Genomic DNA, 24,005 nt, shown 5'->3' with positions numbered 1-24,005 from the left:
CTAACATAGGGACGAGCGTGCTTATACCCGTGGTTCCACCCAGATTCCCATCACAAAATGCAATGGCTTCTTTTACGGTAACGTCGTTTATACGGCACTAGATACTTAATTTCCCTAGGGCAGCTCTAAGGTGGTAAGTTATTTTTCTGCGTTAGGAAGTTCTCAGCTTTCCTTCCTTCTCTGTATAACCGGGTAAAATAACTCGTGTCCTTTTCTTCGCTTATTATGAAATTGAATGCAAAAAAGCATATTCATCCCTAAATATAGGGACGAATATGCTTATATCCGTGGTTCCACCCAGATTCCCATCACAAAAAACATAATGGCTTCTTTTGCGATAACGTCGCATACACGGCACTAGATACTTAATTTCCCTAGGGCAGCTCTAAGGTGGTAAGTTATTTTTCTGCGTTAGGAAGTTCTCAGCTTTCCTTCCTTCTCTGTATAACCGGGTAAAATAACTCGTGTCCTTTTCTTTGCTTTTTGTAAAACATCCATTTATTGTTATTTAATATATCTTATTCATTTTATTTTTGCAAGTGTTTAAAAAATTTATTTATTTAATTAAAAAAGTGAAACCAAATTTTTTTGGTTTCACTTCACAATTTTACCAATCTTGTGGTTCGTAATTTAAGTCTGCAAATAGACGTCTTTTCTCTTTCTTCGTTAAATCTCTCCACTGCCCAACTGGTAAATTATTCAATTCGATATTCATAATTCTCGTACGTTTTAACGTGTATATACTTGATAACCTAAAGCTTCACACATACGGCGAATTTGACGATTTAGCCCTTGTGTTAAAATAATTTGGAACTCATATTTTGATAACTGTGTAACCTCACAAGGAAGCGTTTTTGTTCCTAAAATTTTAACACCCGCTGCCATTTTCTCTAAGAAATCAGGTGTAATTGGCTTATCTACTGAAACGATATATTCTTTCTCATGTTTGTTTTCAGCACGTAAAATCTCATTAACAATATCACCATCATTCGTTAATAAAATTAAACCGTCTGAGTCTTTATCAAGACGTCCAATGTGACTAATTCGTAAAGGATGGTTCACTAAATCAATAATATTACCTTTTACAGCTTTTTCACTCGTACATGTAATACCTACTGGTTTATTTAAAGCGATATATACGTGATCTCGAGCAATTCGAAGCTGCTCTCCATTTACTCGTACATCATCACCTGGGTTCACTTGGTCACCAATTTTTGCAACCTTACCGTTAATAATTACTCTTCTCTCATTAATTAGTTTATCCGCTCCACGTCGAGACGCTTTTCCAGCTTCACTAATAAATTTATTGATACGCAAATTAGGCACATCCTTTTCTAAAAAAATTTCAAGCTCACACTGCTTCTACCGTACAATACAAAAGGGTAAGCCTCCTATTATAACTTAAATATATTAACATGAAAGGGTATATAACGTCTTCTATTAATTACTTGTTTATAAGAAAATATCTTTATTATACATTCATTTATGCACTTTTTCATCGTTTAATATACAAGCCATTCTTCCTTACATACAGCTTGTTTTCCTTGTATCTTTTCTATATCTTCATGAATATTAGCTAATTTATATAAATCTGGGAAAATCTCTTCCACATAATGTTGGTGCGCTATTTCATCTTTCCAATACGTTAACACTATGTAACGATTTTCATTTTTCAAAGACTTCCCAACTACTCCACCTAGCATTCCTTTTGCTTTTTCCATTCCTTTATTCCAAATTGTTTCTTGCTTATGTAAAAAATGCTTTTCCTTTTCCAACTTTACATCACATATAGCAACTCTTACGAATGCTCCCTCTATTACAACGTCTTTCAAATGCATATCAGTTATATCATACAACGTTTGAAATAATTCAATTTCACATGAAAGAAACGTATCCTCTTGATTACTATTTAAATAAATTGTATCGTGAGCACCATTCATAAATGATTGATATACACTTCTATCTTCCCATAAAGTAAATACACATGCCTCATCTTCATTCCATCCACCAAATTGTCCATGAAAACCATCTAGGTGCTGTATATCACGCCATTTTTCTTGCGCATTTGAAAACAATTCCTTTTTCTCTTCTTCCACCTTACAGTAGATTGTTTTTAGTAACATTTTTAATTCCCCCTTATGATTCGATCCATTTACTTACTCGAAGTTTGATGCCCCTCCGTAAATGCTGTAAATTGATTACCGAAATACTTAGCTTGTAAAAAGACATCTAGAATATAAAAATTCAAATCTCTTGCTTCGCTTTCTTATTCCACTTACAGTTTACATAACATAATTATATATTACTGATTATCTATATCATTCAATAAAACATCCTATTTTTTATACTTGGCAAACTATCAACTCATTTCCATAAGAAATACTATTTTATTCTATACGCATAATAATTTTAATTCAAACAATTCAGAATTAAAATCCAAAAAAAATAGAAAGTAAACAATCTTACATTATCATCTACTCCCTATCTCTTTTATCATCAATTATTTTTCAAATAAATAATACGTAATGTCTCCTGGATAATGTACTACTGCTACCTTCCGCTCCCCTTTTTTAAAACTAACAGTATGCCCGTTTTCCCCTAAGTTCTCCCATCCACTCGCCTTTGTAATTGGCATTACACTTATATATTGATAGTCCTCTTCCTTATCATCGTTAATATGGATTGCTGACATTGGTACTGGAAAATCTTTGATTTTAGATTCTCTATTCATAAATATGAATGCAATTACACCAACTAATAACATAGCCATTGAAATATTTGAAACTAGTTTTCTTCTATTCATTTTCACTAAAAACCCTCTTTTCTCACATATAACTTTCATCATTTTACTAACTTTAATTATTTATGTATAGAAAAGATATAATTTAAATCATTTCTAACCTATTTTCTCTACTTCAAACAACATAATTGTTATATATTATAATTATAAGTTTTTAAATTTTGGAGGCGTTACATATTGCAGAAATTACTTTTTACTAAATGGACAGTTATTATTTCTATTTTCATCATTTTCGGTACAATTTTCTACGCTACTAATGTTAAAAATAACAACGAAAAAGCACCTGTAGAAACAGCGGATACAAAAACTTTCAAAACGAAATTACAACCTAAAATTAATGAATTGACTACTAATTATAATGAAATCATTGAAAAAGATTGGTTGCCTGCCTGGGAAGAGATTAACACGAATGGAGATTCAGTAGATCGAAATAAACTATTAGTTACAATGAATGCCGTTTCCAAGCAGTACGAAACAATTATGAACGAAATAGACACACTTAAAATTGAAGAAAACATCACAGATATAGATATACAAAAACAACTCCTTCAATTCACAACTCAGTTTAAATCCGCATCAAATTTCATGAAAAATGCAGCAAATTTGATTATAGACGGAACAAATAACTCTATTCCAACCAATGAAACTATTGAAAAAACAAAACAAGCTTTAGGACTTGCGGATCAACATATTGTCATCGCTTTATCTACTTTAAATGAAGTTGAAGATAAATTAGGACTTACAAAAAAATAAAACTATTTACTATTTTAAAATAAAAAATGATTGCAATTCACAATTTGTATGTCTATAATGTTTTTATTGATTTACAATCAATGTGTTTGTAAATTTTATAATTCGGATGAACCATTCAGGAGAAGGTCTATTGATCTACCGACGGGGCAAAAAGTTGTTATACCAACTTTGAAACTCTCAGGTCTTGGTTACAAGTAGAACTGCATGGGGACGAATCTCTGGAGAGACTCCCTCTCGCTTTTATAGAGCGCGGAGGAAAACGAGCACCGAAGGAGCAAATCCGCTACTTTAGCGGATAATCTCTCAGGTAAAAGGACAGAGACAAGCGAAAGAAAAAGCCGATTGTATCGGTTTATTTTTCTATCCCTTGTTTCTCCAGAGACCATTTCATTTACTTGAAGTGGTTTTTATTTTTTCTAAAAAAGGAGAATAAAGATGGAGACAGTAAGTAAAGTATTAGAACAACTAAATCAATACGTGTGGGGATTACCAACTTTGTTGCTACTCGTTGGAACTGGTGTCATTCTCACAGTGCGTTTAAAAGGTTTACAGTTTAGTAAACTATTATACGCTCACAAACTAGCGTTTAAAAAATCAGAAGATACCTCTTCTTCTGGAGATATTAGTCACTTCCAAGCACTTATGACAGCTATGGCCGCAACGATTGGTATGGGAAATATCGCCGGTGTTGCAACAGCTGTTACTATAGGTGGACCTGGTGCAATATTTTGGATGTGGATTACCGCATTGTTCGGTATGGCAACAAAGTATGCTGAAGCAATACTTGCAGTGAAATACCGTGTTAGTAATGAAAATGGTGAATATTCAGGTGGGCCAATGTATTATTTAGAACGTGGTTTGGGTAAGAAATGGCTAGCAGTATTATTCGCTATATTCGGTACAACTGCTTCTTTCGGTATTGGTAATATGGTGCAATCTAATTCAGTTGCAGAGGCAATGCGAATTAATTTCTCTTTCCCTCCTGCTTTAACTGGTATACTAATGGCATTTTTAATCGCAATTGTTATTTTAGGCGGTGTAAAAAAAATCGGGAAAGTGACGGGATATGTCGTTCCTATTAAAGCTTTCTTTTATATAATTGCTGGTCTTATAATTATTTTCTATCACTACGACCAAATTCCTGAAGCATTTTCACTTATTTTTTCTGGTGCATTTAATGGTACAGCAGCTGCTGGTGGTTTTATTGGGGCAACAGTTGCATCAGCTATTCAAATCGGAATGGCGCGTGGTGTATTTGCGAATGAAGCTGGTTTAGGGAGTGCACCAATTGCGGCGGCGGCGGCAAAAACTGATTCACCTGCAAAGCAAGCTTTAGTTTCAATGACTGGTACTTTTCTAGATACGTTTATTGTATGTACAATTACAGGACTAGTATTAATTACTACAGGTGCTTGGAAATCTGGTAAAACTGGTGTTGAAGCTACAACACTTGCATTCCAATCTGTATTTGGTACTGCTGGTAGTATGATTCTCGGTATCGCAATTATTTTATTTGCCTACTCTACTATTTTAGGCTGGTCGTATTATGGAGAAAAATGTGTAGCTTATTTATTCGGAGAAAGTGCTGTTAAATATTATAAAGCAATCTTTATTTTCATGATTGCAATTGGTGCTAATTTAAAGCTAGGAATCGTATGGACATTTGCTGATATTGCAAATGGACTTATGGCCATTCCAAACTTAATTGGTCTAATTGGATTAAGTAGTATTGTTGTTGCTGAAACGAATCGCTTTTTACAAGCAGAGAAATTGAAAGAAAATAATAAAAAACAGGCAAGTTAATCTATGAAAAAAGGAATGACTCATACATGATGAGCATTCCTTTTTTCATCCCCTCTTTTACTTAATTACTATCATTAAAAATATATTTATATCAATGTTTACTCCTTTTTATTCCTCCAAAAGTTTTTCACATAAATGTCATAAATCGTATGGTCTAACTATATAGTTGAAAAGGAATGCGACATTAAAGTGTCGCTGAAAAACTCATCCAAGAAAAGGGAGGAAAAATCTTTTGAAAAACAAAATCATTGTTTTCCTATCTGTTTTATCATTTATTATTGGTGGTTTCTTCTTTAACACAAATACTTCAAGCGCTGAAACATCATCTACTGATTACGTTCCTAACCAATTAATCGTTAAGTTCAAGCAAAATGCATCTTTAAGTAATGTGCAATCTTTTCATAAATCTGTCGGAGCTAATGTCTTATCTAAAGATGATAAGTTAGGTTTTGAAGTCGTACAATTTTCAAAAGGTACTGTAAAAGAAAAAATAAAGAGTTATCAAAATAATCCAGATGTGGAATATGCAGAACCGAATTATTACGTTCACGCCTTTTGGACTCCAAACGACCCATATTTTAAAAATCAATATGGATTACAAAAGATTCAAGCTCCACAAGCTTGGGATAGCCAACGAAGTGATCCTGTTGTAAAAGTAGCTATTATTGATACAGGAGTTCAAGGTTCACATCCTGATTTGGCTTCGAAAGTAATTTACGGGCATGATTATGTTGATAACGACAACACATCTGATGATGGTAATGGTCATGGTACACATTGCGCTGGAATTACTGGAGCACTTACGAATAACAGTGTCGGAATTGCTGGTGTTGCCCCACAAACTTCAATTTATGCTGTCCGCGTATTAGATAATCAAGGAAGTGGTACTCTGGATGCTGTAGCGCAAGGTATTCGAGAAGCTGCTGATTCGGGTGCAAAAGTAATTAGTTTAAGTTTAGGAGCTCCAAATGGTGGTACTGCATTACAACAAGCCGTTCAATATGCATGGAATAAAGGCTCTGTTATAGTTGCAGCTGCTGGAAATGCTGGAAATACAAAAGCTAATTACCCTGCTTATTACAGCGAAGTAATTGCAGTTGCTTCTACAGATCAATCAGATAGAAAATCTTCATTCTCTACTTATGGTAGCTGGGTAGATGTTGCAGCACCAGGTTCAAATATATATTCAACATATAAAGGAAGCACGTATCAATCATTAAGTGGTACATCTATGGCAACACCTCATGTTGCAGGAGTCGCTGCTCTTTTAGCAAATCAAGGATATAGTAATACACAAATTCGCCAAATTATTGAGTCAACTTCTGATAAAATTAGTGGTACAGGTACGTACTGGAAAAACGGTAGAGTCAATGCATATAAGGCTGTACAATACGCTAAGCAATTACAAGAAAATAAAGCTTCTTAAGAAAACTTTAATCAGTCGATCTACCATGAATGCGGAATAAAATAGAAGGAGAGACTTCTATAATTAAAGCCTCTCCTTCTTACAAACTATATTACTCTTCCTGCTTTTTAACCATATGTAAATACAGTACAAAATCCAGCATTGTCGACGAATGACCAAGTTGACGGATCATCGCTGTTATATTTCCTCTATGATATGTACCATGATTTACGACATGTTGCACTAATTCTAAAATCGAAGTTTCTAATTTCCCTACATATGGATTCTCAATAACAAATACAGCATTCACATCTTGTATTGTAATTAAAAAGTCTTTATATTGATTTGCCATGTTTTCAAACATTTTTTCTAATTCATGTAACGATTTAGTTTCAATTTGTTTTCGTAAATCTTCTCGGTCTTGTATTGCTTCATTCATACTTTTACCATGCAATATGTGTAACCACACTTGATCTGTAATATAAATATGCACAAAAGTATCCTTAATGGATGGGAATACACTCTGTATCTGTTCATTAAAAATTGTCTCATAGTTTGATAACTCTTTTAATCGATCGAATAATCTAGTATTAGCCCAAGCATGGTAATCAAACTGCTTTAATATATAATCTTTCAATTTATATTACCTCCCTATTGTATGAAACGTATAATTTGTTTCTTCGTTTCCGATTCTCTATCAACCTTTGCAATCCCTTTTTCTTTCATTTCATGTTTATTTATCGTTTTATATTTTACATACGTATGAAATTCCGTTTGAAATGGAAATGGTGTAATCCGAATTGTTTCCTCGTCCACCCATTCAGCTTGAATAAGTTTCTCATCCTTACTATTAAACATTTCTGTTCCTTCAAAACCATCTTTAAATAAATCAATTTCATCTTTCTTTTTTACACCAGGCTTATTCATACATACGTATAAAGAAAGTTCATCACAAAACTTTAATAATCTATAATGTTTATCAAACATCGCAAACTGTTCCTTTGTTAACGTTTTCAAAATTCTTTTTTGTCGTTCTAATTCATGTTTATAAAATGACATCATCTCTTCATCTTCCTCGTTTAGTGGAAATGATAAAAAATGTTTACTGCAAAGCAATGCCCCGTATGGATTATAATTTTCAATTTCATTCAAACCAATCGTATAAAAAACAAAACGTAATGGGCTTGGACAATCCATAAATGTATATGGAATATTTTTAGCACCATTTAAAATTGGTACTTTATCAAGCTCTATCCATCCTCTGTCATGTTCATATATTGCATCAACTGTTTCTTTTAAATATGTTTTACTTTCAAAAAAGTGTTCTTTTATATGTTTTGCAATCTCTCCAGCTAAAAAACCATGATCATGTTGACGAATTAATATACTTTCCTTCTCATTTTTTTCACGAAAAATCATTCATATACTCCCCCTCATCCTCATATTAAAGCTTTTTATATGCATCGATTCTTAATTAATCCCTAAATAATAGAAGGGATTCAGTCTCTTGCAACGAAATTAACATAATTATATAGTATTCTTTCTAATCATAGTGATAGCTTTATCTTTACTATCTATTATACTAAAACATTCATTCCAAAAATTTTTTTATGAGGTGAAAACATGAACAAAACAGAATTAATTAAAAACGTAGCACAATCAGCTGATATTTCTCAAAAGGACGCTTCTGCAGCTGTACAATCCGTATTTGACACAATTGCTAATGCATTACAATCTGGCGATAAAGTTCAATTAATCGGATTTGGAACTTTTGAAGTGCGCGAAAGATCTGCTCGTACAGGACGTAATCCGCAAACTGGCGAAGAAATTCAAATCGCAGCTGGTAAAGTTCCTGCATTTAAAGCAGGTAAAGAATTAAAAGAAGCTGTTAAATAAACAAGAAACCAGCCATTTTATAGGCTGGTTTCTCGTTTTTATTTAAGCAATTGCTTTATATTCTCTGCATGATACACTTCACAAATATAAAATACACATTTGCAGTTACTTACAATTTGATACTTTCTAGTTGGATACACATTCGCTGTAACAGAACATCCATCAAACAATTCAATAATATTTCCAGATGGCTGATATCCTTCATATAATACGTTTCTTCTTACTTCCATCTTTTCTATAAGCTTTTCAACAGGAATATTTCCACTCTCTAATTCACTCTTTATTGCGTCCGGTAAAAACGAAGTGTCTGCAAAAATTAGATTTTCAGATAACACCTTTCCTTTATAACTAACATTAGATACACGGTAAAGAAATGTTCCATCTTTATCAAAGAAATTCTTTGCTTCTTTCGGAATGTTCTGTCTACCAAGTACCTCTTGTTCAAGAACATCAAACTGAACTGTATCATTTAAAAGCTTTTCTAAAGCATGAATGGATGATGTATCTCCAGAAAATAAAATATTTTTAATTGCTTGTACGTTATAAGTGAATTCATTCTTTCTATTTTCCGCTACTAACATGAGGAACACCTCTTCTATAATTTTTTTATTTAAGATTTAAAAGTGCTGCCGCGTCTAATTGCGTAATTTCAGTCACTTCCTTACTGAATATTGCAACAGAGGCCCTATAATCTAAACTAGGCCTTACATCTTCCATCATTGTATTACTTGCTAACTCTTGTCTATCCTTAAAAACCAACAAGTTTGGAGGATCATTTGGAGCTGATACTGTAATATGTACTGGCGGAATCATTAGTCCTTCACCTGTCGCTTTCAGCACCGCTTCTTTTCGAGTCCAATATGTTAAAAAACCTTCTATTTTCTGTTCATTTGGTAGTTTCATAACTTGCGCTATTTCAATGTCTGTTAATACACCTTCTGCCATTTTCATAACATCTACATTTGGATTCATTTGTTCTACATCTATGCCAACAGGTGCAGATTTTGTAAATGCAACGACAACCCACTCACCTGAATGCGAAACAGATAATTGCGGCATACCTTCTGGTAATTGTGGTCTACCATGTTGCAATTTACATACGGAGCACATTCGATCAATTGGTACTTGGACTGGTGACATAGAAAGTATCTTGCCGAGAACTAATCTACTAATTACGCAACCTATTATAAAACGAGCTCGATCTGCCGAATGATGATACGAATTTGCTTTCTCTCGCTCTATATCATTTAGTAAATTGTAATGCCATGATTGTAAATCTGAAATTCTTGCCCACCATATTTGACAATCATTCTCATTCAAAGTTGGAACAGAATCTGCAACTTTACTTTCTATCATGTAAACTCTCCTTTATTCAACGAATATCAATTTTCATAAAAAAGCATACGTATATTGTTATTCATTGACGAGTGCTTTCTCTTTTTTTGATACAGATAATGTTTTTTCTTTCTTATTTGACATTACCTCTTTATCGGAAATACGTAAAGAAAATAGTAGTGCTATGAGCAAAAATATTGCTGATCCAATTAATGCTGCTTGATATGGTAAAAAATCGGATTGAACGTTATTACTTCCAAAACCAGCTAGTATACTAGCTAAAACAGCTACTCCTATCGCTGAACCTAATCGATTTTGCACATTGAATATAGTAGTCGCTCTCCCCATGGAAGGCGGCGTGATATTGTTAAAGGCAGAAAATTGAACCGCACCGACAGATTGACCTAAGAAAATACCGATACCAAACAATAATGCCCGAATTTGCCACGGATTCGTATCGTGATTTACAAAACTTAATAAAACAAAGATAATCGCCGTACAAATTAATCCTATAGAAATTACCTTTCGAGCTCCTAATTTCTTATATGACCATGGCACAATTTGTGAAGAAATCATTAATCCAATCGCCTCCGGAAATGTCGTAAGTCCTGATTCTAGCGCGGAAACTCCTATCACATTTTGATACATAAGTGGAAAAACAAATAACATTCCTAGTAAACCAGCTGATGAAAATAATGATATAAGGCTCATCTTTCTAAAGACTGGTTCTTTTAATAAGCGTAAATCTAACATTGGTTGCTTTACTTTCAGTTCTACGATTATAAACAATGTAATGAATACAACCCCAGCTATCCCAGTACTCATAATTTCTGGAGAAATCCACCCTTTTGATGGTCCCTGGCTGAGTGCATATATGAGCATCGCAAATCCTGGTGCTGATAAAATAAAGCCGAGAGAATCAAAGCGACCAGCTGATTTTTCAACATGCTCTGCTAAAAATAGAAGTCCAAAGAGCAATGCAACGATTCCAAACGGTAGATTAATATAAAATGCCCAACGCCAAGACATTTGATCTACAAAGAAACCACCGATGATAGGACCAATTGCTGGTGCTACAGCAATTGGAAGTATAATGAACCGAGAAATCTTCGGTCTTTCCTCTGGTGAAAATGTTCGAAATAACATTGCCATTCCAACCGGTGTTAAAAGCCCTCCACCAGCACCTTGAATAATACGGAAAATATTCAATGAAGTAATATCGTTAGCCATTCCGCATAAAGCAGAGGCAATTGTAAATACGAAAAGAGCAATTAAAAACACTCTTTTCGTACCAAATCGATCTCCTAACCAACCAGAAATCGGAAGGAAAACAGCTAAACTAACTAAATATCCAACATTAACCGTCCCCATTGCAGATGGAGGTACTTGTAGTTCTTTACTTATCGTTTGTAGTGCTACATTTACAATCGTTGCATCCATCGCAGCCATAAACATCGCAGTTATATAAACGATACTTACGACTACTTTTGGATTTAGTTTTGCTTTCATTATCGTTTTCCTGCTAATGTTTTTTCACGAACTTGATTACTTTTTGGATTCAAATCTTTCCAGTTATATTCAACATATTCTAAGCAACTCTGCCTACTAGCTTCTTCATATACGACACTCCAGCCAATAGGTACATCGAGAAAAGCAGGCCAGAGAGAATACTGGCCCTCCTCATTTATTAATACTTTATATGTGTAATTATCATTTTCAAATGGATTCGTCATACTCTACTTACCCCTTTCTTATTCTGCAAATATTTCGCTAATACTTGTCCAATTTCCGTAAGTGGACCTGGCTGACATAAATCTTTATGTCTACAGTCAATATCATGCTGCACAATTTGCCCATTTAAATAATTTAGCCACGTATTTGGAGAAATAGGATCAAACCAGTCTGGTATAACAGTAGATCTAAAGAATAATATGTCTCCGTTATAAACTTTCGGTACATATTTCCCTAACAACCCTACTGAATTTACATATGTTTCTTTCAAGTTCAATATAGTCTCTTCTTCAAGACTTGCTAATGCACTTCCATCTTTACGAAGGATTTCAACTGCACTTTCCATTGTAAGTGGTTTACCATCCATGTTATCTGGGTCATATCCGCCTAAAGCGAGTAATGCGATTAACGCTTCCTCTTCAGTAGGCGCTTCCGTATTCGGCAAGAAGTGTCCAGGATAAGAATCAAGCATAACGAGTAATTCTACTTCTTCCCCTTCATTTTGTAATTGCGCCGCCATTGCATGCACAACATTTCCTCCAAGCGACCAACCTAATAAACGATATGGTCCATGAGGCTGTACTTCACGAACGTGTTTCAAGTAATCCGCCGCCATCTCCTCTAAACTTTTTGGAAGTTCTTCATTTTTAGCGATACCACGTGCTTGTACACCATAGATTGGATAATCTGTCCCTAAAGATTTCATAAGTCCTGCATAGCACCAACTTAATCCACCTGCTGGATGTACACAAAATAGTGGTAATTGATCCCCGCTTGCTCGTAATGGAAGCAACACATCAAGTGCACTTTGACCATTCCCCATCTCAAGTCTTTCAGCTAACCCTGCAACAGTCGGTGCTGCAAATAAAGTACCAATGTTTAGTTCCACTCCAAGCGCCTCTTTAATGCGGCTCATAAGCTGTACTGCAAGGAGTGAATGGCCACCAAGATCAAAGAATCCGTCATCAATTCCAATTTGAGGTACACTTAGCACTTCTGTAAACAAGTCACATAACATTTCTTCTTGCGGTGTTCTTGGACCACGACTAGAAGATGATGCGATAAATTCTGGAGCTGGCAATGCCTTTCTATCTAACTTACCGTTTGGAGTTAAAGGTAACTCATTTACTACTACAAAAGCGTATGGAACCATATAATCTGGTAAACTACCACTAGCAAACTGACGCATTTCATTCGTATCAATCGCTTCATTATTTGATGCAACGATATAAGAAACTAACCGTTTATCCCCTGGTTGATCTTCCCGTACAATAACGGCTACTTGCTCAACTTTAGGGTGCTTCATTATGACTGCTTCTATTTCTCCTAATTCAATTCGAAATCCACGAATTTTTATTTGATGATCTGCACGTCCTATATAATCTAGCGTCCCATCTTTACGCCAGCGAGCTAAGTCTCCTGTACGATACATTCTTGTACCTGGCTTTCCAAATGGATCTGCGATAAAGCGTTCAGCCGTTAATCCTGCTCTTCCTAAATATCCACGCGCAAGCCCTGCACCTGCAACATACATTTCTCCAACTACTCCAGGTGGCACTGGTTGTAAATAGTTGTCTAACACATATACTTTAAGGTCAGGTATACTGCACCCAATTAAACTATTTGCTCGTAAAGAGACGATAGTTTCATCTAATTCAATATAACTAACATGCACTGTCGTCTCCGTAATACCGTACATATTAATAAGCTTTGGTGCGTTATGAGGATGCCGACTATACCAATCTTCTAAGCGACTTAGCTCAAGTGCTTCTCCTCCAAAAACAACATATCGTAAAGATAATTTTTGGCCAATCTCTTCATTTTCACGATCTGCTTGCATCAATTGATAGAACGCTGATGGAGTTTGGTTTAAAACCGTAACCTTTTCTTTAACAAGAAGCTGTAAAAATTCTTTCGGTGAGCGACTTACAGTATGTGGCACTACAACTAAACGCCCTCCGTATAATAAAGGTCCCCAAATTTCCCAAACCGAGAAATCAAAAGCGTATGAATGGAACATCGTCCAAACATCGTTTCCGTCAAACTGGAACCAATGATCAGTTGCTCCTAAAAGTCTTACTACATTTTGATGAGGTATCATAACACCTTTCGGTCTACCCGTTGAGCCTGACGTATAAATAACGTAAGCAATATGTGATGGAGATAATGGCTTAATTCGTTCCACTTCATCAATATTTTCTTCACTATATTTCTCAACTTCTGCTATTACTTTCACATCATCAACTAAAACTTTTAGTGCCTCATCACATTCAATTTCCACTTCTGAATTCGTTAAAACACATGATGGTTTCGCATCGTGTAGCATAAATGAAATGCGGTCTGCTGGGTAATCTGGATCTAACGGAAGGTATCCAGCGCCAGCTTTAAGAACAGCTAATAAGCTTACAACCATGTTTAATGATCTTGGCATCGCTAAAGCAACGAGTTGATCAGGACCAACCCCTTTTGCTATTAGGAATCGAGCTATTTTATTTGCTTTTCTATTTAACTCTTCATAAGTTAATTTCTTATCTTCAAAGACAACAGCTATAGAATTTGGATTTATATGAGCCTGCTTTTCAAACAATTGTGGCAATGTCATTTCTGGTGCAATTTGAAAACCACCATTCCACTTTTCTAACACTGTATTTTTCTCTGCTACAGTTAATATTTCTAATCTGCCAATTGATTGATCCGGATTTGTAGCTGCATCATCTAATAACAAAATGAATCGTTCTATTAGTTTTTGAACCGTTTCACGTTTATATAAATCGGTACTAAACTCTAGTAATCCATGTAAACCGTTCGGAGTACCATCAACCCCGTTACTCTCACTAATTTCAAATGTTAAATCAAATTTTGCAGAACCAACGCTTTGAATTTCAAGGCTCGCTTCTAAATCTGGTGCATGAAACGTTGCTTCTGGTGTATTTTGAAAAGCTAACATAACTTGAAACAACGGGTGGCTGTTTCGAGTACGTACTGGATTTAACACTTCAACAAGTCTTTCAAATGGAACATCTTGATTTTCATAAGCTGCAAGATTTACCTGCTTCACTCTATTTAATAATTCTTTAAAACTTGGATCTCCTGACGTATTTGTACGTAACACTAATGTATTTACAAATAAACCAATAATATCTGAAAGTACATCATCATTTCTTCCAGCAATCGGACTTCCAATTGGTATATCAGTTCCTGCACCTAATCTTGTAAATAGTGCACTAAGCCCTGCTTGCAATACCATAAACAAACTAACTCCATTTTTACGTGCAAGCTCTACTAACCTACTATGCATACCTTCATCTATATGAAAATGAATTGTTTCCCCGCGGTAACTCGTCTCAATTGGACGCTGGAAATCTGTAGGTAACTCCATTTGGTCTGGTAAACCTTTAAGTTCTTCTTTCCAAAAATCTAATTGTGTTGAAATAAGACTCTCTGGTGTCGTTTCATCACCTAGCAATTGCTGTTGCCAAAGTGCATAATCTGCGTATTGAACGGGTAGTGTCTCCAGCTGAACTCTGTCACCTTGACATCGTGCTTTATACGCCGCTGTAAAATCTCTCGTTAACGGCTGTAATGACCAGCCATCACCTACAATATGATGCAATAGAATTAATAATACATGTTCGGTTTCACTCACTGTAAAAAGTTGCAAACGAACTGCCGGCTCAATATCGAGGTTAAAACTATATCTTACCGCCTTTGAAAGTACACTTTCTAATTCATCTTTACATGTATTAGTTATTACCATTTCTAGATTTAAGTTTTCCATATCTAAAATTTTCTGATAGGAACTACCTAATACGTTAGGGAAAATTGTTCTAAGTGTTTCATGTTTCTCAACTACATCATAAAAAGCACCTTGTAATGCTTCCCGATTCAATATTCCATTCATACGAATGACTAGCGGAATATTATAAGTAGGACTTGGACCTTCTAAACAATTTAAGAACCATAACCTGCGCTGTGCAAATGAAAGTGGAATTTCATTTGGCCTACTTGCTTTCTGAATAGCTGGTCTTGCACTTTTTGCATGGTTTAATTGTTTCGCCAGTTCGGCAACAGTTGGTGATTCAAATAGTTTCCCAATTCCTAATTCCACACTTAACGTTTCACGAATTCTTGCCATTAAACGAGATGCGAGAAGTGAATGTCCACCCATTTCAAAGAAATTATCATCAATGCTAATTCGAGAAACACCAAGTACTTCTGCAAATAAATCACATAATATTTCTTCTTTCGGATTTCTAGCAACCCTCTCATTGTTCATCCCATTAAAATCAGGAGCAGGTAATTTCTTTCTGTCAACCTTACCATTTGGCGTTAATGGTAATTCTTCTAGCACAACAAATGCCGATGGTATCATATAATTCGCTAAACTTTCTGAAACATAAGAACGAATTTCTGAAAGATTAATCGGTTCCTTTTCTTCTGCAACGATATACGCAATGATGCGTTTATCATTTGGACGATCTTCTCGTACCATTACTACCGCTTGTTGAATATTTTCATGTCGTTGTAATACCGTTTCAATTTCAGCTAATTCAATTCGGAATCCACGAATTTTAATTTGATGATCTGCGCGACTAATGTACTCTAACGCACCATCACTACGCCATTTCACAAGATCTCCTGTACGGTACATGCGCTTCCCTGATTCTCCATAAGGATTTGCAACAAACCGTTCAGCTGTTAACTCAGGTTTTCCTAAATATCCGCTTGCAAGTCCTTCCCCTGCAATATATAATTCACCAATAATTCCAGGTGGAACTGGTTGTAGCCCTGCATCCAATACATACACTTCTGTATTGCAAATTGGCTTTCCAATAGGTGGTATACCCTTTTCACCTTCATCAATGTTCATGAAAGTAGACCAAATCGTCGTTTCAGTTGGTCCATATAAATTAGTTATTGAACAACCTAATTCTTTTAATTTATTTGCTAAATGCGCTGGGAGAGCTTCACCACCAACAAGTATATTTAGCCCTTGTAGCTTCTCTGGATAATCAGTTACTAACGCCTGCCAAAGCGTCGGTGTAGCCTGCATAATTGTCACTCTTTCTTCTTGTAAAAGTGTCGTTAATGCTGATGGCTCTTGTATGTCTTCTTTTTGCGCAATTGTTAAACTTGCACCACTAATAAGAGGTAAATAAATTTCTAGAGCAGAAATATCAAACGCAAACGTTGTAACTGCTAATAAATGATCATTTTCATTTAATGAAAACTTTTGCTGCATAGCCATTAAAAAGTTACTTAAACCTCTCATAGGAACAATTACACCTTTTGGGTTTCCTGTTGAGCCTGAAGTATATATTGTATAGGCTGGGTTTAAAAGTGATACATCATTCTTACATGCTATATTCATACGAGAATATGTATGTAACGCTAGTTTCGTTTCTTCATCATCTAATACAATTTTTTTCATATCATTTTCTATAACTAACTTAGATGAAACAGATGAATGTGTTATGATACAAACTGGTTTTGCATCATTTACTATATAATTAACTCTTTCTGCTGGGTATTCTGGATCTATTGGTAAATACGCTGCACCAGCCTTTACGACTGCTAGCATACTAACTACCATTTCTATTGATCTAGGGAATACTAAAGCTACAAACTGATTTGGTCGTATTCCTTCTTCTACTAAATAATGTGCTAGTTCATTCGCTCGTTCATTTAGCTCTTTATACGTAAGGTTTACACCGTCACAAGTAATCGCTAGTTTATTTGGATTTTTTTGCACTTGTTTTTCAAATGATATAGGTAGACTAATTAACTCATCATCTTCCTTCGTTTCATTCCATTCCAATAAAACTTTATGATTTTCTTCAGGCAGAGTAATGTTTATTTTTCCAATCGACTCGTTTTTCTCATAATTATTTATTACTAATTCAAATAGATTCATAAATCTTTCTTTATGCAATGCTAGCTCTGCGCCATTATATACTTCGGGATTCGCATCAAAATGAATCATTAGCTCATTTTGATCAAAACGTTTATATACATTTATCGATAAATCATCTACAGGTCCTGCTGATAAGTTATGTGTAATACCACGATTTCCAGCAAAATTAAGCCCGTAATCAAAAGGCATAACATTCACTAACGGTCCAAACAACCTTTGATTTTCACCTAGTAACTTTAAGTCTCTTCTTAATTCCTCATGACGGTATTTATGATGGTGACGTACATCTCGAATTTCTTTAGAAACTTGCTGCAATAATTCCGCAAGAGTTATATTTGGAGTTACTGTAATACGAAGTGGAACTAAATTCATTACCATACTTGGTGTATGAATAGATACAGAACCTAGACGTCCCATCATCGGTAAACCTAAAACAATATCATTTTCACCTGTTAATTTATGCATATAAATACTTGTTACAGCGACAATGAATTCCGGCCAACTTGTTAACGAAATATTGATATCTTCTAGTAAAGTTTTCGTGCTAGAACTAGATAAATAAGCTGTTTCTCGTGAAAATCCATTTGATGTTCTCGGTGCTCGTTCTGCCAAACTTACAACTTCTGGGGCATCCGCAAACTTTTCTAACCAAAAAGTACGATTTTCCTGAAATTGTTTAGACTCACGATACTCAATATCTTCTTGCACGACTTTTGCAAGAGAACCAAATGGCTTTTCACTCTTGTTTGTTTCTTCTATAAGTGATGTATACTCATTCGCTACCTTTTGGCTAAGAAGTGAAAATCCATAGCCATCCATCACAATGTGATGGATGCGCTGATACCAAAAGAAACGATTATTTTCAACTTGAATAAGTGCTTCAGTAAATAATATATCTTTTTTCAAATTGACTGGTATAGATAAATCATTTTTCATCCATACTTTAGCAGCTTCTTCAGGGTTTTCTTCTTTCCGAACGTCAATAAAATGCATATGAAACTGTGATTCTTCAACAACTTGCCATGGGCCAATTTCATCCTCTTCGAAGCGAACGTGAAGTGCCTCTGCTTCCATTACAACTTTACGTACAGCTAATTCAAAAATGTCTTGATGAATATTTCCATTTATTTCTACATATTCCCCAGTATTATATATCGGATTAAGCGGATCTAATTGTTGCGCAAACCACATACCAGACTGCGCAGATGATAACGAATGACGAATTTTTTGACTGTTAGGCATTCTTTACTACCCCTTTATTATGTAGTCTATTTGTTACAGCACCTGTGCTGTTTGTGAAGATAGTAAACTGTACCAACCTGTAACAGTTGGACGTTCTGCTAAATCTGCAAACGTGATTTCTTTCCCTTCACGACGCCATTTCTCTACTAAACTCATAATTCTGACCGAATCAAGCCCTCTATTTAATAAGTCCTCATCAATATCAATACTCTCTACTGGCTCACGAAGTAGTTGTGCAACTAGTTCATGCACTTCCTGTATAGTGATTCCTTCACTCTCATCACCTTTTACACTTTGTAAATCTTTTAACAGTAGGTTTGTTGATGTCGTTACTGCGCATCTATTAGATGCATACTCCAATGCTTGTTTATGATGCTCTAGTGAAAAATCAGCAACTGCATCTGCTACAAAGAACGGCTCTATACCATCCATAAATGCTTCACAAGCTGTTAAAAGGCATCCAATATGCGCATAAATACCGCAAATAATGAGTTGATCTCTTCCTTGTTCATTTAAAATTTCTAATAGATTTGTCTTTTTAAATGCACTATATCTCCATTTTGTTAGGAATATATCATCCTCATCAGGAGTAAGTTCATCAACAATTTTCTTTTTATCTGGTCCAGCAGGAATACCGTCACCCCAAAAGTCTTGTAATAAACCTCTTTGTTCTAACGTTTGTCCACCAGGTTGCGCTGTATAAACAACTGGTATACCAAGTTGTTTACATTTTTCTCTTATCATTTTAATATTTGAAATAAGTTCTACTTTTGGTGATTCTTTATCGCTATATGCATCAAGAAAATATTCTTGCATGTCATGAATTAAAAGTACTGCACGTTTCGGGTCTGGTGTCCAATTCACTTTATTTTTTGGTAGTTCTGATTCAATTGGCATTTTATATACTGAAATAGATGGGATAGCCATCTAATCACTTCCTTCCGGTTTTTATTATTGTTTTACTGTAATAAGTTTTTCAGCAATGACTTTACGTAGTTCTTTTTTGCTGACTTTTCCGACTCCTGTTTGCGGGAATGATTCAATAAATTCAATTCGATCTGGAATTTTATAAGCCGCTATACCACGTTCTCTTAAAAACATTTTTAATTCACTTACTGCCGGAACTTGTTCGCGAGCTATAACAAAAGCACAGGTGCGTTCACCTAAATAATCGTCAGGCATAGATACAATTGCTACGTCATGGACCGCATCGTGTGCTAATAAATGATTTTCAACTTCTTCCGCAGCAACTTTCTCACCACCACGGTTAATTTGATCTTTATCTCTTCCTTCTACAATGATGTATCCTTTTTCATTTACTTTTACAAGATCACCTGTGCGATAAAATCCATCCTTTGTAAATGATCGTGCATTATGCTCTTCAGCTTTATAGTAACCACGAATTGTATATGGACCTCTTGTTAATAAACTACCTACTTCGCCAGGTTGTACATCGTTGTCATTTTCATCAACAACTCGTACTTCATCGAGTGCAGACATTGGTCTACCTTGTGTATGAATAATAATTTCTTCCGGATCGTCTAATCTTGTATAGTTCACTAATCCTTCCGCCATACCGAATACTTGCTGTAACGTACATCCAAATGTAGGGCGTATACGTCTTGCAACCTCAGCGCTAAACTTAGCACCACCTACTTGAATAACCTCTAGGCTCGATAAATCGGTATTACGAGAAGATGCAGCATCAAGCCAAATCATTGCTAATGGCGGAACGAGCGCTGTAATTGTAACTTTTTCTTTTTCAATAAGAGCAAATGCCTCATCTGGACTACCACCAGTTGCCAATACCACTTTTCCACCCGCATAGAAAGTTCCAAATGTCCCTGGAGAACTCATTGGGTAATTGTGTGCTACTGGAAGAACTGCCATATAGACGCTTTCTGCATTCAAATTACAAATTTCAGCGCTTACACGTAAACTATAAATATAGTCATCATGTGTTCTAGGAATTAATTTAGAAAGACCTGTTGTCCCTCCTGATAATTGGAGAAATGCAACATCACTTGGCTGAACTTCTGGTAATGAGACGGGATCCATATACAGATCATTTATGTTCACAAACTCTTCTTCTTCCCCCACTACAATTACACGTTGTAAAGTTGGCACTTTCTCTTTCACTTCTCTTGCTAGTTTTCGATAATCAAAACCGAGAGCCTTATCTGAAATAACGTAAGCGCTCGCCTCGCCAAACTCACAAAAATAACTAATTTCACTGCTTCGATGTGAAGGTAGTGCAAAGACAGGAAGCGCTCCAATTCGAAATAGTGCAAAACATATTTCGAAAAACTCGATAATGTTAGGTAACTGGATTACAACTCTGTCCCCTTTCTTTATTCCTAAATTCAGTAAACCTGCTGCTAAACGATCGGCATTTTTATCAAGTTCACTATATGTCATATGCTTCTTACCACTTACAACCGCGATTCGATCTCCATATTTCTCAGCCCGCTCTCTTAACACTCCTCCAAATGTTTCACCAAGCCAACATCCTTCATCTCGATAATGATCGGCAAATTCTTTTGGCCATTCTGTATAACCTACTAGCATTCTTTCTTCCCCCTATTTTTCATTAAGTGAACTATCTCTTAACCCTAAAGCTTTTAGCATTGTTTGGAACTTAGCTGATGTTTCTGCTAACTCATCTTCTGGTTTTGACTCAGCAACAACTCCAGCTCCTGCATATAAACGCAGTGTATTTTCTTGTACTTCAGCACAACGAATTGTAACAATCCATTCTCCATCTCCATTTAAATCGCTCCATCCTAGCATTCCTGTAAAGAACTCGCGGTCAAATGGCTCAATATGCTGTATAGCCTCTCTTGCTTTTTCCATCGGAGTTCCGCAAACTGCTGGCGTAGGATGAAGGGCAATTGCTAATTGTAAAGAAGAAGTATTTGGATCCTTCAGTTCACCTTTCACTTCTGTAGACAAATGCCACATCGCTTCACTATGAATAACTGATGGCTTTTCTGGAACATGTAATGTATGACAATACGGACGAAGTGCAGCGGCAACCGCTTCAACTACTACCGCATGTTCATGTAAATCTTTTGGAGAAGAAAGTAATTCCTCTGCTCTTCTTTTATCTTCTACTGGGTCCTCACTACGTGGCCTTGAACCAGCTAACGGATTAGAAATAACTTGCATACCATTACGTGAAACAAGTAATTCAGGACTTGCTCCAATTAGCGTCTTACTGTTCTCTTTTTCATCTTTCGGTAAATTCACAGCAAATGTATAACCATGCTTATTATGTTCTGCTAATTCTCGCAGAAGTTTTTGCTTATCAATCTTTTCGGAAGATTTAACATCTAACGATCTAGATAGAACGATTTTCTTTAAATCACCGTCCTGTATTTTTTTAATTCCTTGCTTCACACCATTCATATAAACTTCAGGGTCTGGTACTGGCGTCATTTCAAATGTTACGTTCTCATTTGTTTCAAGCTGATTTGTTGTATCCAATTGTAAACGCTCAGAAATTCTACTATATTCTGGTACGATAAGTTGGACTTCTTTTCTACGATCAAATGGCAAAGCACCCACAACGATAGGATTTGGATTTCCAGCTTGTTTCGCATTACTTAATGTCGCTTGCACAAGCTCTGGGAAATTTTCAATTTCACGATGCTTTACTGTAGTAAACTCTCCTTCTGCTAATATAGTTCGAGTTGGTGAAGCAAAAAAGAATGAAGATTCAGTCTTATAATCTTCTAAAAGTTTTTCTGACAATTCCTTTACAGCTATATGTTCATTCATAATATAATAACCTCCTGAATTTTTATTAAACTCCTAACGTAGCACCGCCATCGACACATAAATTGTGCATTGTAATATGACTTGCTCTATCTGAGGCTAAAAATAACACGGCTTCAGCAACTTCTGAAGGTTGTGCAATTTTTTGTAATGGAATTCCGAGTCTATATGTATTTTGAGAACCAGCAATTATATTTTTAGCTCCATTCTCATCAGCCCATAGTAATCTTTGCATCTCAGTTTCAGTAGAACCTGGAGAAACTAAGTTGCAGCGTATATTGTATGCCGCAAGCTCTAGTCCTAAACATTTCATAAACATCGTCGTTGCAGCCTTTGACGCAGCATACGCAGCCATCTCCATTCTCGGCGTATTTGCCGCATTTGAACCGACTGTAACAATTGCCCCTGATTTTCTTAACATCATATTTTTACTTACCGCTCGGGACATATTGAAAACCCCTGTAGTATTTACAGAGAATGTTTTATTCCAATCTTCATCACTTAACGAATGAATTGGTCCCATACGCAAAATCCCTGCAACGTTTACTAAAATATCTATTGGCGCTATTTCATTTGCAATATGATTTACCATGTCATCAACAGCAGTGCTATCACTCACGTCTAAACGAAACGTTTTCATACGTGTATTATTTAATTCATTTTGATTTAAGAGTACATTTAACCCCTCTTCATTTTGATCAACCGCAATAACTGTGGCTCCTCTTTCTAAAAACATTTTGGCAACAACACTGCCTATGCCTTGTGCTGCACCTGTTACTAAAACTGTTTTCCCATCAAATTCCCCTAAGTTCATTTTCTCTATCCTTTCACATAAACATTAAATTCATTAAGTAACACCAATGATATTGATTTTCATTATCAGTTGTGTTGTAAAAAATAATACACTTACTAAACTAATTGGTCAAGTGCGCATTACTTTAAAATCCATTTTATTGATAATGTTTTTCATTTACTATCTTACACCGAAATGATAATGTTTCTCAATAAACTTGTCAATCTTTTTTTATTTTTCAGACAAAGTATTTTAATGCTTCTTAATAAAATCATACCTAAACGCATTGAATGTACTTATATTATAAATAAAATTCAAACTCCTCTTTTTAAAATTGAAGAAGATAAACTAGAGATACGTTCATTTACAATGCTTTATGAAAAACTCAAGTATATATTTTCTCAATATTTTTCTGAAAATATATCTTACAAATACTAATGAATGTCTTCTTTACCATTTAAGATTTAATATATATTTCGAATACGATGTATCAATTTATCATATTCTAATATATTCCAAATGGGTATTCCACTCACTTTTACATCTATAAAAATCC

The 24,005-nt window shown here is 35.3% G+C and carries 17 protein-coding genes, 1 pseudogene, 1 riboswitch and 2 other annotated features; of the genes and pseudogenes, 4 read left to right on the top strand and 14 right to left on the bottom strand.

What is annotated here, in order from left to right:
* Positions 1-4: 4 nt before the first annotated feature.
* Positions 5-226, bottom strand: a binding site (T-box leader).
* 36 nt (positions 227-262) lie between these two features.
* Positions 263-486: a binding site (T-box leader), on the bottom strand.
* Between the two features lie 121 nt (positions 487-607).
* The 3 genes and pseudogenes from rluF to N2V79_RS11480 all read right to left on the bottom strand — a co-directional run bounded on the left by rluF (position 608) and on the right by N2V79_RS11480 (position 2,845).
* Positions 608-1,317: pseudogene (gene rluF / locus N2V79_RS11490) on the bottom strand (23S rRNA pseudouridine(2604) synthase RluF).
* A gap of 185 nt (positions 1,318-1,502) precedes the next feature.
* Positions 1,503-2,123 (bottom strand): YdbC family protein, encoded by a 621-nt coding sequence (locus tag N2V79_RS11485; protein ID WP_000925163.1) that lies wholly within the window; start codon positions 2,121-2,123, stop codon positions 1,503-1,505.
* Between the two features lie 377 nt (positions 2,124-2,500).
* Positions 2,501-2,845: a hypothetical protein gene (locus N2V79_RS11480; protein WP_142245128.1), complete on the bottom strand. Its 345-nt coding sequence runs from the start codon at positions 2,843-2,845 to the stop codon at positions 2,501-2,503.
* Positions 2,846-2,977: 132 nt separating this feature from the next.
* Here N2V79_RS11480 and N2V79_RS11475 point away from each other — a divergent pair, with 132 nt between their 5' ends.
* The 3 genes from N2V79_RS11475 (at position 2,978) to N2V79_RS11465 (ending at position 6,782) form a co-directional block, all read left to right on the top strand.
* The gene (locus N2V79_RS11475) at positions 2,978-3,553 is read left to right on the top strand and encodes a hypothetical protein (protein ID WP_098852856.1); all 576 of its coding nucleotides are present in this window, start codon (positions 2,978-2,980) and stop codon (positions 3,551-3,553) included.
* Between the two features lie 208 nt (positions 3,554-3,761).
* Positions 3,762-3,882, top strand: a riboswitch (glycine riboswitch).
* Between the two features lie 106 nt (positions 3,883-3,988).
* Entirely contained in the window at positions 3,989-5,356 is a 1,368-nt protein-coding gene (locus N2V79_RS11470; RefSeq protein WP_071730145.1) for an alanine/glycine:cation symporter family protein, read from the top strand.
* Between the two features lie 232 nt (positions 5,357-5,588).
* On the top strand, positions 5,589-6,782 hold the full coding sequence (locus N2V79_RS11465) for a S8 family peptidase (protein WP_340719864.1): 1,194 nt from the start codon (positions 5,589-5,591) through the stop codon (positions 6,780-6,782).
* A gap of 91 nt (positions 6,783-6,873) precedes the next feature.
* Here the strand turns inward: N2V79_RS11465 and N2V79_RS11460 are convergent, their stop codons facing one another.
* Both N2V79_RS11460 and N2V79_RS11455 read right to left on the bottom strand, forming a co-directional pair.
* Positions 6,874-7,398 (bottom strand): DinB family protein, encoded by a 525-nt coding sequence (locus N2V79_RS11460; RefSeq protein ID WP_340719863.1) that lies wholly within the window; start codon positions 7,396-7,398, stop codon positions 6,874-6,876.
* 14 nt (positions 7,399-7,412) lie between these two features.
* A complete protein-coding gene (locus N2V79_RS11455) occupies positions 7,413-8,180 on the bottom strand; it encodes a DUF3891 family protein (RefSeq protein ID WP_340719862.1) in 768 nt (255 codons plus the stop codon).
* Positions 8,181-8,384: 204 nt separating this feature from the next.
* Between N2V79_RS11455 and N2V79_RS11450 the strand changes: the two genes are divergently transcribed.
* The gene (locus N2V79_RS11450) at positions 8,385-8,657 is read left to right on the top strand and encodes an HU family DNA-binding protein (RefSeq protein WP_001043905.1); all 273 of its coding nucleotides are present in this window, start codon (positions 8,385-8,387) and stop codon (positions 8,655-8,657) included.
* A gap of 38 nt (positions 8,658-8,695) precedes the next feature.
* Here N2V79_RS11450 and N2V79_RS11445 read toward each other — a convergent pair whose 3' ends face one another.
* The 9 genes from N2V79_RS11445 to dhbA are packed head-to-tail and all read right to left on the bottom strand — an operon-like array spanning position 8,696 to position 23,470.
* Positions 8,696-9,238, bottom strand: coding sequence for a cold-shock protein (locus tag N2V79_RS11445; RefSeq protein WP_088023359.1), 543 nt, complete (start codon positions 9,236-9,238; stop codon positions 8,696-8,698).
* A gap of 25 nt (positions 9,239-9,263) precedes the next feature.
* Positions 9,264-10,013, bottom strand: coding sequence for a 4'-phosphopantetheinyl transferase Sfp (gene sfp / locus N2V79_RS11440; protein WP_098852852.1), 750 nt, complete (start codon positions 10,011-10,013; stop codon positions 9,264-9,266).
* A 57-nt stretch (positions 10,014-10,070) separates the two neighbouring features.
* The gene (locus N2V79_RS11435; RefSeq protein ID WP_098852851.1) at positions 10,071-11,501 is read right to left on the bottom strand and encodes an MDR family MFS transporter; all 1,431 of its coding nucleotides are present in this window, start codon (positions 11,499-11,501) and stop codon (positions 10,071-10,073) included.
* Positions 11,501-11,725: an MbtH family protein gene (locus tag N2V79_RS11430; RefSeq protein ID WP_000184060.1), complete on the bottom strand. Its 225-nt coding sequence runs from the start codon at positions 11,723-11,725 to the stop codon at positions 11,501-11,503. Before N2V79_RS11430 ends, N2V79_RS11435 begins: the two co-directional genes overlap by 1 nt.
* The gene (locus N2V79_RS11425; RefSeq protein WP_340719861.1) at positions 11,722-18,879 is read right to left on the bottom strand and encodes an amino acid adenylation domain-containing protein; all 7,158 of its coding nucleotides are present in this window, start codon (positions 18,877-18,879) and stop codon (positions 11,722-11,724) included. The genes N2V79_RS11430 and N2V79_RS11425 overlap by 4 nt, the downstream gene beginning before the upstream one ends.
* 33 nt (positions 18,880-18,912) lie before the next feature.
* Complete coding sequence (locus N2V79_RS11420) at positions 18,913-19,806, bottom strand: isochorismatase family protein (protein WP_065483463.1); 894 nt, start codon at positions 19,804-19,806, stop codon at positions 18,913-18,915.
* A gap of 24 nt (positions 19,807-19,830) precedes the next feature.
* Positions 19,831-21,447, bottom strand: coding sequence for a (2,3-dihydroxybenzoyl)adenylate synthase (locus N2V79_RS11415; RefSeq protein ID WP_065483459.1), 1,617 nt, complete (start codon positions 21,445-21,447; stop codon positions 19,831-19,833).
* A gap of 12 nt (positions 21,448-21,459) precedes the next feature.
* Positions 21,460-22,659, bottom strand: a complete 1,200-nt coding sequence (gene dhbC / locus N2V79_RS11410; protein ID WP_001002071.1) for an isochorismate synthase DhbC — start codon at positions 22,657-22,659, stop codon at positions 21,460-21,462.
* A gap of 25 nt (positions 22,660-22,684) precedes the next feature.
* Positions 22,685-23,470 carry a 2,3-dihydro-2,3-dihydroxybenzoate dehydrogenase gene (dhbA, locus tag N2V79_RS11405; protein ID WP_200458576.1) on the bottom strand — a complete coding sequence of 262 codons (786 nt, stop codon included), beginning with the start codon at positions 23,468-23,470 and terminating at the stop codon, positions 22,685-22,687.
* Between the last annotated feature and the right edge of the window lie 535 nt (positions 23,471-24,005).

It is taken from the genome of Bacillus sp. CH_70 (genome assembly GCF_038007045.1).
Taxonomy (GTDB): Bacteria; Bacillota; Bacilli; order Bacillales; family Bacillaceae_G; genus Bacillus_A; species Bacillus_A cereus.
Note: the sequence above shows the minus strand (reverse complement) of the source record. Positions and strands in the feature narration are given on the sequence as shown.

Coding starts and splice junctions, on each gene's coding strand:
- N2V79_RS11485 (WP_000925163.1), bottom strand. CDS start 2,123: ATGTTACTAAAAACAATCTACTGTAAGGTGGAAGAAGAGAAAAAGGAA.
- N2V79_RS11480 (WP_142245128.1), bottom strand. CDS start 2,845: ATGATGAAAGTTATATGTGAGAAAAGAGGGTTTTTAGTGAAAATGAAT.
- N2V79_RS11470 (WP_071730145.1), top strand. CDS start 3,989: ATGGAGACAGTAAGTAAAGTATTAGAACAACTAAATCAATACGTGTGG.
- N2V79_RS11455 (WP_340719862.1), bottom strand. CDS start 8,180: ATGATTTTTCGTGAAAAAAATGAGAAGGAAAGTATATTAATTCGTCAA.
- N2V79_RS11450 (WP_001043905.1), top strand. CDS start 8,385: ATGAACAAAACAGAATTAATTAAAAACGTAGCACAATCAGCTGATATT.
- N2V79_RS11445 (WP_088023359.1), bottom strand. CDS start 9,238: ATGTTAGTAGCGGAAAATAGAAAGAATGAATTCACTTATAACGTACAA.
- sfp (WP_098852852.1), bottom strand. CDS start 10,013: ATGATAGAAAGTAAAGTTGCAGATTCTGTTCCAACTTTGAATGAGAAT.
- N2V79_RS11435 (WP_098852851.1), bottom strand. CDS start 11,501: ATGAAAGCAAAACTAAATCCAAAAGTAGTCGTAAGTATCGTTTATATA.
- N2V79_RS11430 (WP_000184060.1), bottom strand. CDS start 11,725: ATGACGAATCCATTTGAAAATGATAATTACACATATAAAGTATTAATA.
- N2V79_RS11425 (WP_340719861.1), bottom strand. CDS start 18,879: ATGCCTAACAGTCAAAAAATTCGTCATTCGTTATCATCTGCGCAGTCT.
- N2V79_RS11420 (WP_065483463.1), bottom strand. CDS start 19,806: ATGGCTATCCCATCTATTTCAGTATATAAAATGCCAATTGAATCAGAA.
- N2V79_RS11415 (WP_065483459.1), bottom strand. CDS start 21,447: ATGCTAGTAGGTTATACAGAATGGCCAAAAGAATTTGCCGATCATTAT.
- dhbC (WP_001002071.1), bottom strand. CDS start 22,659: ATGAATGAACATATAGCTGTAAAGGAATTGTCAGAAAAACTTTTAGAA.
- dhbA (WP_200458576.1), bottom strand. CDS start 23,470: ATGAACTTAGGGGAATTTGATGGGAAAACAGTTTTAGTAACAGGTGCA.